This is a genomic window from Azohydromonas lata NBRC 102462 (assembly GCF_001571085.1).
GTDB lineage: Bacteria > Pseudomonadota > Gammaproteobacteria > Burkholderiales > Burkholderiaceae_C > Azohydromonas > Azohydromonas lata.
In genome coordinates this window covers 37839-48174 of record NZ_BCTC01000046.1, presented here as the reverse complement: position 1 = coordinate 48174, position 10336 = coordinate 37839, and the positions used below count along the sequence as shown (strand labels likewise).

7 protein-coding genes and 1 pseudogene are annotated in these 10336 nt (G+C 67.7%); 4 read left to right on the top strand and 4 right to left on the bottom strand.

Annotated elements, in window-relative coordinates; translation table 11 throughout:
* The 3 genes and pseudogenes from ALA01S_RS16865 to ALA01S_RS16855 form a co-directional block, all read right to left on the bottom strand.
* Positions 1-445: pseudogene (locus tag ALA01S_RS16865) on the bottom strand (phenylacetate--CoA ligase); the annotation flags it as partial.
* 31 nt (positions 446-476) lie between these two features.
* Positions 477-911, bottom strand: coding sequence for a hydroxyphenylacetyl-CoA thioesterase PaaI (gene paaI, locus ALA01S_RS16860; RefSeq protein ID WP_066338486.1), 435 nt, complete (start codon positions 909-911; stop codon positions 477-479).
* 19 nt (positions 912-930) lie between these two features.
* Positions 931-1725, bottom strand: a complete 795-nt coding sequence (locus ALA01S_RS16855) for an enoyl-CoA hydratase-related protein (protein WP_066338497.1) — start codon at positions 1723-1725, stop codon at positions 931-933.
* Positions 1726-2035: 310 nt separating this feature from the next.
* Here ALA01S_RS16855 and ALA01S_RS16850 point away from each other — a divergent pair, with 310 nt between their 5' ends.
* Positions 2036-3787, top strand: coding sequence for a PHA/PHB synthase family protein (locus ALA01S_RS16850; RefSeq protein ID WP_066338481.1), 1752 nt, complete (start codon positions 2036-2038; stop codon positions 3785-3787).
* Between the two features lie 116 nt (positions 3788-3903).
* Here ALA01S_RS16850 and ALA01S_RS16845 read toward each other — a convergent pair whose 3' ends face one another.
* Entirely contained in the window at positions 3904-5304 is a 1401-nt protein-coding gene (locus tag ALA01S_RS16845; RefSeq protein WP_157119063.1) for a replication initiation protein, read from the bottom strand.
* A gap of 870 nt (positions 5305-6174) precedes the next feature.
* Between ALA01S_RS16845 and ALA01S_RS16840 the strand changes: the two genes are divergently transcribed.
* The 3 genes from ALA01S_RS16840 to ALA01S_RS16830 all read left to right on the top strand — a co-directional run bounded on the left by ALA01S_RS16840 (position 6175) and on the right by ALA01S_RS16830 (position 10288).
* Positions 6175-7356, top strand: a complete 1182-nt coding sequence (locus ALA01S_RS16840; protein ID WP_066338472.1) for a ParA family protein — start codon at positions 6175-6177, stop codon at positions 7354-7356.
* Positions 7357-7376: 20 nt separating this feature from the next.
* Positions 7377-8396, top strand: coding sequence for a ParB/RepB/Spo0J family partition protein (locus ALA01S_RS16835; RefSeq protein ID WP_066338470.1), 1020 nt, complete (start codon positions 7377-7379; stop codon positions 8394-8396).
* A gap of 1202 nt (positions 8397-9598) precedes the next feature.
* Positions 9599-10288 (top strand): substrate-binding domain-containing protein, encoded by a 690-nt coding sequence (locus tag ALA01S_RS16830; RefSeq protein ID WP_084267650.1) that lies wholly within the window; start codon positions 9599-9601, stop codon positions 10286-10288.
* The last annotated feature ends 48 nt before the right edge of the window (positions 10289-10336 follow it).

The window sequence follows — 10336 nt, the reverse complement described above, 5'->3', positions numbered from 1 at the left end:
GGCCGCCGGTGAAAAGCCCGTAGCCATAGGCCACGTGCACGATGTCGCCGGCGCGGCCGCCCGCGGCGCGAATGGAGCGCGCCACGAGGCCGGCCCAGGTGTCGATGTCGTTCCTCGTGTAGCCCACCACCGTGGGCTTGCCCGTGGTGCCGGAGCTGGCGTGCACGCGCACCACCTGCTCGCGCGGCACGGCGAACATGCCAAACGGGTAGTGGTCGCGCAGGTCCTTCTTGGTGGTGAAGGGGAATTTGGCGAGGTCCGCCAGCGTCTTCAAGTCGCCCGGGTGCACGCCCTTGCCGTCGAAGGCGCGGCGGTAGTGGGGCACGTTCTCGTAGGCGTGCGCCAGCGTGCGGCGCAGGCGCTGCAGTTGCAGGGCCTCGATCTCGTCGCGGCTGGCGCGCTCGATGGGCTCCAGGTCGGCGGCAACGGGTTGCTTGACGGGCATGGCTTGTCTCCTTCCTCTTGTCGCAGCGGGCTCAGGCCTTGACCGCGGGCCGGCCCTTGGCGGTGTAGGAGCGGCCGCGGAACACCGCGATGCGCTCGCCGCGCTGGTTGTCCACCGTCACGTCATAGACGCCGGTGCGTCCGGCGCGCGAGACCTCCACGCAGCGCGCCGTCAGCACGTCGCCCAAGCGGCCGGGGGCGACGAAGTCCACTGAAAAGCCGGAAGCCACGGTGAGCTCGCCGTGGGCGTTGCAGCCATAGGCAAAAGCCGTGTCGGCCAGCGTGGCAATGAGGCCGCCATGGCAGATGGCATGGCCGTTGAGCATGTCCTCGCGCACCGCCATGGCCAGCGTGGCGCGGCCCGGGCCGATGTCCGTGACCTGCATGCCCAGCGCCTGCGCGGCGCGGTCCTCGGCAAACATGCCGGCGCGCACGCGCTCGGCCACTTCCTGCGGCGTCGCGGTCATGGGCGTGCTCCTGGCCGGTTCAGCGGTCGGTGAAGACGGGCGCGCGCCTGGCGCCAAAGGCGGCCACGCCTTCCTGGTAGTCGTGCGCAAAGCCCAGCTCGCGCTGCAGCTTGGCCTCTGCGGTGAGGGCGTGCGTGAGGTCCAGGTGCTGCGCCTCGTCCATGGCCCGCCGCGTGGCCACCAGCGCCTTGGTGGGCATGCCGGCCAGGCGTTCGGCCAGGGCTTGCGCCAGCGGCAGGAGCTCGGCGTCGTCCACGCTGCGCCAGATCAGGCCCATGCGCTCGGCCTCGTCTGCGGGCAGCTTGTCGCCCAACAGCGCCAGCCCAAGCGCCCTCGCCCGCCCAACCAGGCGCGGCAGCAGCCAGGTGCCGCCGCTGTCGGGAACCAGGCCGATTTTTCCGAAAGCCTGGATGAAGCTGGCCGAGCGCGCGGCCAGCACCAGGTCGCCGCAGAACGCCAGATTGGCGCCCGCGCCCGCGGCCACGCCGTTGACGGCCACCACCACCGGCACGGGCATGCTGCGCAGCCGCCGCACCAGCGGGGCGTAGTAGCGCTCTATGGCCACGCCCAGGTCCTTGGGCTGCGAGGTGTCGGGGCACACCAGCGGATCGGCCAGGTCCTGCCCCGCGCAGAAGGCCCGGCCCGCACCCGTGAGCAGCACGCAGCGCACGCCGGCATCGGCCGCGGCGCTCTCCAGCTCGGCGCGCAGCAGCGAGTGCATCTCGCCGTTGAAGCTGTTGAGCGCCGCCGGGCGGTTGAGCACCAGCGTGCGCACCGCGCCGCTCTGGCTCTTGAGAATCATGGACTCCGGCACCTTCACCACTCCCACTGCAAGCCACTGCCACGCTCCAGTCCCGTAACGTATGCACATTCGGGACTGAATCATTTACCGACCGTTCGGTAGATGATAGGTGCTGAACCGCGCTTGAGCCAGGTCAGGCGCACCGGGACAAACCCCGAGAGCCGGTACGCTCATGGCAAAGTCCGGGACAGTGGTGTTGCATTTGCACCGGCACGCCATGTGCACCACCCGGTCATGAGGCGCCCGCGGTTCTTGCCGCGGGAAGATGGAGCGAGCGGCGCGGCAATGCGCCGCTCATGACAAGCAAGGATGGAGACAGCGCATGGACAACCCTTCGACGCCGGACGCCGGCCAGTGGTTCACGCAGTTGCTGAAGTCGCAGCAAGCGGCGTTAGGCCCTTTCACCGCCGACCAGGCTTTCGCGCCCTGGATGCAGGCCGCCACCGCCTTCACCTCCTGGCAGCAGGAGACGCTCAAGCAGATGACGGCCTTCTGGCCCATGTCCCTGGCCGCGGCCATTCCCGGCTTTCCCAGTGCGGTCAACGTGGCCTCCGACAAGCGTTTCTCGGCCGAGGCCTGGAGCAGGCACCCGGGCTTTGACATGCTCTCCAAGAGCTACCTCGCGCAAACGCAGGCGCTGCGCCAGACGCTGGAGGCCACGCCCATGGACGAGCGCACCAAGGCGCAATGGGGCTTCCTGCTGCGTCAGGTCGTGGATGCGCTGAGCCCGGCCAACTGCCTGCTCACCAACCCCGAGGCGCTGCAGACGGCGGTGGACACGGGCGGGCGCAGCCTCATCGAGGGGGCACGCCTTTTCATGGAGGACTTCGCCAAGGGCCGCGTCTCCATGACGGACGAAAAGGCCTTTGAAGTCGGCAAGAACGTGGCCCTGAGCCCGGGCGCCGTGGTGTTCGAGAACGAGCTGTTCCAGCTCATCCAGTACGCGCCCAGCACGGAGCACGTGAAGCGCACGCCGCTGCTGATCGTCCCGCCCTGCATCAACAAGTTCTACATCCTGGATTTGCAGCCGGAAAACTCGCTGGTGGCCTATGCGGCATCGCAGGGCAACACGGTGTTCCTCGTGTCCTGGCGCAACGTCGACGAGTCGCTGGGCCACCTCACCTGGGACGACTACGAGCGCCAAGGCGTCATGACCGCCATCGACGTGGCCCGGGAGATTGCCGGCAGCGAGCAGGTCAACACGCTGGGCTTTTGCATCGGCGGCTCGCTGCTGGCGTGCACGCTGGCCGTGCTCTCGGCCCAAGGCGAGGCCGGCAAGGTGGGCAGCATGACGCTGCTGACCACGCTGCTGGACTTCACCGACACCGGCGAGCTGGGCCTGATGATCACGCCGCAGTCCATGGCGCTGCGCGAATCCACCATAGGCCAGCGCGGCGTGCTGCACGGGCGCGAGCTGGCGCACATGTTCGCGGCGCTGCGCGCCAACGACCTGATCTGGCCCTACGTCGTCAACGGCTACCTGCAGGGCAAGGCGCCGCCGCCCTTCGACCTGCTGTACTGGAACGCCGACGACTCCAACCTGCCCGGCCCCATGGCCTGCTTCTTCATGCGCCAGGGCTACCTGGAGAACAAGGTGCGCCAGCCCGGCGGCACGGTGCAGTGTGGCGTGCCGGTGGACCTGCGCAAGATCACGGTGCCGGCCTTCCTCTACGCCTCGCGCGAGGACCACATCGTTCCCTGGAAATCGGCCTACGCCAGCACGCAGCTGCTGGGCGGGCCCATCACCTTCGTGCTCGGCGCCAGCGGCCACATCGCCGGCGTGATCAACCCGCCGGCCAAGAAAAAGCGCAGCTACTGGGAGCTGCCGCCGCCGGATGCGGATGACAACGCACCCTCCCCGCACGCCGAGGTCGCCGCGCTGCTGCCCGCCGACCCCGAGCACTGGTTCAAGCAGGCCCAGCAGTACCCGGGCAGCTGGTGGACGGCCTGGAGCGAGTGGCTGGCTCAACAGGGCAGCGACGACGAGGTGCCGGCCCGCGCCGAGCTGGGCAGCGACAAGCACCGCCCCATAGAACCCGCGCCCGGCCGCTACGTGAAGGCCAAGGCGAGCTGAGCCGGCTTCGAGCCGCCAGCGGCCTGCCCCGGCACCGCCAGGGCATTCACCATGGAAAACGCCGCGCAGAGCGCGGCGTTTTCCACATTCAGCAGCGGAAATTCAGCGCGTGAGCCTTACGCGTTGCCATCGCCCACTTCGGCCGCGAGCTCCAGCAGTTGCTCGGCGCTGGGCTTGTCCCAGCCGGGACCGCGCGCGCCGTTGGCGTAGAAGCGGATGAAATCCTGGACGAAAAGCGAGTGCGTCCAGCCGCTGGTGTCAAAGCGCTTGAGCAGCGGGGAGCGCTTGTCGGCCAGGTACTCGCGAAACTGCGCCACCCAGCGCTCGCGCTCGGCTTGGGGCAGCGCAAGGATCTCGTGGCGCAGCGCCTCGCGCGCACGGCGCAGCCACTCGTCCAGCCAGCGCGCCTGGCGCCTGGGTGCGTCCACAACCGCTGCCGCGCGTGCGCGCGGCGGTGCGGCTGCAGGCGCGGCCTGGTCGGCCTCGGCCGGCTTCTTGAGCACACCCGGCAGCACGGCGCGCAGGTAACGGGCGGGGCTTTGCACCGGCTCGGCAACGCCGGGCGGCAGTGCGGTACGCCGCTGCAGGCTGTCCAGCCCGGCGGACAGCGCCGTTGGGCCGAACTCCTGCAGCAGTCGCTCGGCGTCCTCCTGCTTGAGGCCGCTGTCCATGGCCCGGCCTATGAGCGGCAGGTCCACCGGCTCCAGATCGCGGGCGCCGGCAGCCTTGCCGCTGGGCACGCGGGCACTGGCCTTGCGCAGCACCGAGAACTGGATCTGCTCGATCGTCTTGTTGTCCGCGCCCTTGTGCTCCACGGGGCCGCGCACCTCGATGTCGGACAGGGCGTTGATTTCCGCTATCGCCGGCGTCAGCACGTCGCGCTTGAAGTACCGGTACTCGGGCGGCTTGCGCGTCGGGTCGTCCTGTTGCCCGGTGAGTACCGGGCGCCACCAGCGCCAGTGCTGGCGCGCGGTGAGGTGGCTGGGGTTGTCGATGTAGCGCACGCAGATCTCGTACAGCGCCATGGCGGCGTGGCTGCGAAGCTGCGTCACCACGTCCAGCGCGATGCGCGCGTAGCGGTCGGGCCCCATGAGCTGCTCGCGGATCTGGGGCGAGTAGGACCACTCGATGGTGATGGCGCCGCTCTTGCGGTTCTTGATGAGCTTGCAGCCGGCCAGCAGCGTGGAGGCCTCCCACACGTCGAACTCGCCGGCCGTTGGGCTTTGCCACTCGACCACCGTGCCCATGAGCTGCTTGAGCGTCTTCTTCAGCAGCTCATAGTTGTTGGAGTCAAAGCGCGAGAGATTGATGATCTCGCTCAGCGGCGCGCTGTAGATGTCCTTGCCGCTCTGGCGCTGCGCCACGTGCAGCAGCACGTTGAAGGAGCGGCGCGCCAGCAGCGTGATCTTGCGGTCGCGCGGCATGAACGCCACGGCGTTGACGTGCTTGCGCACCACGTCGGCCGAGGCCGGCGCGTCTTCGTCATCGTCGTCAAAAAGGACGGGTTGCTGAGCCATGCCGACATGGTAGGCGATCACGTGAGTGAGCCGACCCAGACAGCTCACATGTGCTGTTCTGCTCCGCCCTGCCGGGCACTACCAAATTTCCTCACCTGCCCGACGTGTGGCCCGTGGCACCGGCCGTTACGGCCCAGCGATCTCGCTCGGCCGGCGCTACCAAATTTGCTCACCTGTGCCGAGCTTTCTACGGTCAGCGCAGGCCGTGGGCCTCGCGCCGGCACTACCAAATTTCCTCACATGGCGTTCACGCAACGGGCGGATTCAGGGCAACTTGGCGTGGTGACCATGCGGCCTGATCGCTACCAAATCTCCTCACACAAGCGACGAGCGAACAGCTTGGCGGCGCGGCATGGCGCCGGCTTGCCGCTGGATGCCATGTTTGGCGGCTTGTTCACGTCTGCCGCACGCGTATGGCCGGGCGATTTGGCCTGCTCACACGGCCAGGCGCACGTTCTTCGCCCGCCACGTGAGTGGATTTGATAGCGGCAGTGGCGCCAAGGCCTAGTACAGACCATTCACTTATCCGCTCACGTTCGCTACCAAGCACGCTCACCTTTATTACCAAGAGGGCTCACCTTCGCTCCCAAAACAGCTCACCTTCATTCCCAAGAAGACTCACCCATTTGCAGATAAGTCATTGATGCGTAAAGGAAATTCCGTCCGTAAAGGTATTAAAGGCTTTGAAGGAATTTGAACCTCTTAAATCCCGAACGGGGTGTTTGATAAGAAAACTCAGGGCTGACAGCTGCTTGATTCCTGATCCGTCTCGTGAACCGAAGCTACCCAAACGTTTCAGCAAACATGCGCTGACGCAGCCTTCAAACGCTGACTCGCCGTTATGATCCGTGCTCACGAAGGAGGACAGGAATGAACACGAATACGGCGACGCTGGCTCCCCAGACGCTGTCCGATGTGATGGACCAGGCTGACCGCTCCGGCCTGCTCATGAGCCGGGTGCGCAGCGCGATGCTGTCGCCCACCTCGCGCAAGCGCTCGCCCGTCTACAGCAGCGGACAGTTGGGCGCCATTTGCGGGCTGGACCGCAACCAGGTGGCCTACCGGCTGCAAAAGAGCGACTTGCCCGCAGGCCGCATGCTGGGCAACGGGCGGCGCGAATTCTCGCTGTCCGATGTGCAGACCTGGGCCCGCGCCTACCGCGGCGCGGCCATGCGGCCCGCGGGCGCCGAGGCCGTGACCATGGTGCTGGCCAATTTCAAGGGCGGCGTGGGCAAGACGACCACTGCCATGTCCGTGGCCCAAGGCTTGAGCCTGCGTGGGCACCGCGTGCTGGCGGTCGACTGCGACCCCCAGGGCTCGCTCACCACGCTGTTCGGCATCCTGCCGGACACCGAGGTGGAGGACGAACAGACCATCCTGCCCTTGTGCGTGGGCGCGGAGAGCTCGCTGCGCAGCGCCATCCGGCCCAGCTACTGGAGCGGCGTGGACTTGGTGGCGGCCGCGCCGCTGCTGTTCGGTGCCGAGTTCTCGCTGCCTTCGCGCCAGCAGACCGAGGACGACTTCGAGTTCTGGAACGTGCTCAACGTCGGCCTGGACGAGGTGCGCGACGAGTACGACGTCATCGTCATCGACACGCCCCCTTCGCTGTCCTACGTCACCATCAACGCGCTGATGGCGGCCAACGGGCTGCTCATGCCGCTGCCGCCCAACGCGCTGGACTTCGCTTCGGCCTCCCAGTTCTGGCGGCTGTTTTCCGACCTGGCCGGCCAGCTCGTCGAGCAGCGCGGCGTGGGCAAGGAGTTCGATTTCATACGCGTGCTGCTCACGCGCGTGGACAGCAGCGACTCCACCGCCACCGTTGTCCGCGACTGGATTGGTCAGGCCTACGAAGGCAAGGTCATGCCGGTGGAAATTCCCAAGACGGCGGCCGCCGCCTCCGCAGCCGCCGAGTTCGGCACCATCTATGACGTGGGCAAATACGATGGCAACGCCCGCACCTACAAGCGCGCCGCCGAGGCCTATGAGAAGGTCACGGAGCTGGTCGAGCAGCTCATACAAGCCACCTGGCGCCGCAAGGCTGCCGCGGCCTGAAGCGCGTTCCGGAGACGACCATGACCAAGAAGATCGCCGAGAAGTCCAAGCTGGTGAACCTGCTGCCGGACCCCGAGCCGCCCGCCGCCCCTGCCGCCCAGCCCCTGGTGGCCGAGGACGCTGCCACGCAGCGCAAGGCCTACACCGGCGTGGGCCAGATGATGGGCGTGCTGGGCCGCTCCAGCCCGCTGGGCAAGGAGCTGGCCGAGGTCAAGGCCCGGCTGCGCGAGTACGAAGGCAGCGTGCCGCTGAAGCTGCTGGACGCGCGCACCATCGCGCGCAGCCGCCTGGCCAACCGGCACGAGTCCGAGTTTGAATCCGCCGATTTCGCCAAGCTCAAGGGCGAGATCGAGCATGCCGGTGTCAACGTGCAGCCCGTGAAAGTGCGGCCCATCGAGGATGCGGACACGCGGCGCGACGGCGTGCAGTACGAGCTGGTCTTCGGCCACCGCCGCCACCGCGCCTGCCTGGAGCTGGGCATGCCGGTGCTGGCCATGATCGAGAGCGTCAGCGACAAGCAGATGTGGCTGACCATGGACCGCGAAAACCGCGAGCGCCGCAACCTTTCTCCATGGGAGCAGGGCCAAAGCATCCAGCGCGCGCTGCAAGCCAACCTCTTCAGCTCCATTCGCCGCCTTGCCGAAGAGTCCGGCATGGACCACAGCAACGCTGCCAAGGCGCTGCGATTGGCCGAGCTGCCTGCGGCCGTGGTGGCGGCGTTCAGCTCGCCGGCCGACATCCAGCTTCACTGGGCGCGTCCCTTGTCCGAGGCGCTTCAAAAGGACCCGGACGGCGTGCTGTCCCGCGCCAAGGCCATCGCGGGGCGGGGTACCGTACCACGGGCGCCCAAGGCGGTTCTCGACGAGCTGCTGGGCATGGCGCAGGTGCGCGGCTTGGCGGACAAGCGCCACTTGAAAAAGGACGGCAAGACCGTCGCCGTGCTCACGCAAAAAGCCGGTGGCGCCTTGGCGGTGGAAATCCGTCAGCCGGTGGACATGGCTGACGTGGAGGCTTTGTTGAAGAAGCTGCTCAAGCTCTGAGCCGGCTGCAGCGGGTCCGGGACGCCCACGGCGCCCGGTGCGTGGGGTACCGTACCACGCACCGGGCGCTTTGCTTTTGGGGGGCACAGGCCGTGCGGTAGGGGGTGTCGGCGGGGTGTGGTCCCGTACCACGGCGGCAAAGGAGCAGCATGCGTATGCCGGTCGGTCTTCCACGCAGGCGGCAGCTGGGAGGGGTGTGGTCTCGTACCACACCCCGTGTCGAACGAGGCCCTGGCTCATGTGCATCGCCGAGCCGCCGTTTCGACGGAAGCATTGGCGTACCCCCAACCGCTTTTTACCCACCTTCTTCAGAACCCTCGATGACGAACCCGCCGCGCCCGGACGCTCATGGCCACGCGGCTGCAAGCACGGTGCGGACGTCTTGCCGATCCAGCGTTTGGGACGAAGCCGGCCCTGGCTATGGCGGCGAACGTATCTCATGCAGGGGTGTGCTTCGGGTTGGGCTCCCGCGCGTTGCCAGTGCCGGCACGAGCGCTGGCCAGTGCACGCCTTTGTTCGGGATGTTCTTGCGCCGGCCATGTACCGGGGATCGGAGTGCCTGGTTCAGCAGTCGTTTGGATGCGCGTCTTTCCGGAGACAGACTGCGCGTGCCATGGGGCGCCGAGGCCTCACCAGTGCGTACTGGCTGTCATGCGGATCTGCCAGCTCCTGTACCGGCCGTGAGCCGCAGGCCGCTGCGCGCTGGATGCAATTTCGCCGGCTGGTCCTGTAGCCGCATGTCGCGGGCCGTGGGCAGTGGGGTGTGGTCTCGTACCACACTGCCGGGGCACCACGGGGCGTGGTCTGGTACCACACCCGGGCGGCGCCCTGCAGGTGCATGAACGGCGGACGACAACCTCCGGGGCTGCCTTTGCGGCGTCAACATATTGACGACTTCCCACATGAGCATCCAGGGCGTTGGAGGCATTGGGGCAAGCGCTCCGTCCACGCAAAAGGGTCGCGCACGCCAGGCCTGGTCCTGGTCCGCTGCCCGGCGTTCTCCGGCCAGGTCGCCTTCCGCTGCTCCGCCCAGCCAGTCATGGGCGGATGCCGGCCGCTTGTCCGTCCCGTCCAGGCCAGGACTGAACGCATCGCCCCGTGGGCAATCCGTAGGGACGGCCGTGCAAACGCCGAAATAATGTCGCCCGCGTGCGGGTGCGTTGCCGCGCCCGCCCCCTTGACCCAAGAAATAAGGAGCTCCCTTGGCAACCCCCCTGCGCATCATTTCCTCCATGGCCACCAAGCAGCTGCTGGCCGACCTCGTGGCCCAGTACAGCCGCCTCAGCGGCCAAGCCGTGGAGGTCGAATCCGTCGGCGGCGTGGACGCCGCCAAGCGCGTGCAGGCCGGTGAGGCCTTCGACGTGGTCATCCTCGCGTCCAACGCCATCGACCAGCTCACCCAGGCCGGCAAAGTCGTGGCCGGCAGCCGTGCCGATCTCGTGAAATCCGGCGTGGCCGTGGCCGTGCAGGCCGGCGCGCCGCACCCGGACATCAGCTCGGAGGAGGGCGTGCGCCAAGCCGTGCTCTCGGCAGGCAGCCTCAGCTACTCGACCGGCCCAAGCGGCGTGGCGCTCGTCAAGCAGTTCGAGCGCTGGGGCATCGCCGATCAGATCAAGGACCGCATCGTCCAGGCGCCGCCCGGTGTGCCCGTGGGCTCGCTGGTGGCCAAGGGAGAGGTGGAGCTGGGCTTCCAGCAACTCAGCGAGCTCATCCATCTGCAAGGCATAGACGTGGTGGGCCCGCTGCCGCCGGCCGTGCAGGTCACCACCATCTTCTCCGCAGGACTGGCCACGGCTTCGCAGCAGCCTCAGGCCGTACGCGCCTTCCTTGAGTTCCTGGTTTCCGACCAAACGGAGAACGCCAAGCGCGCCAACGGCATGGAACCCGCCTGAGTCCGACGGCCGTGCAAGCCGGCTTGCGGCCGGACAGGGCAGGGCGCA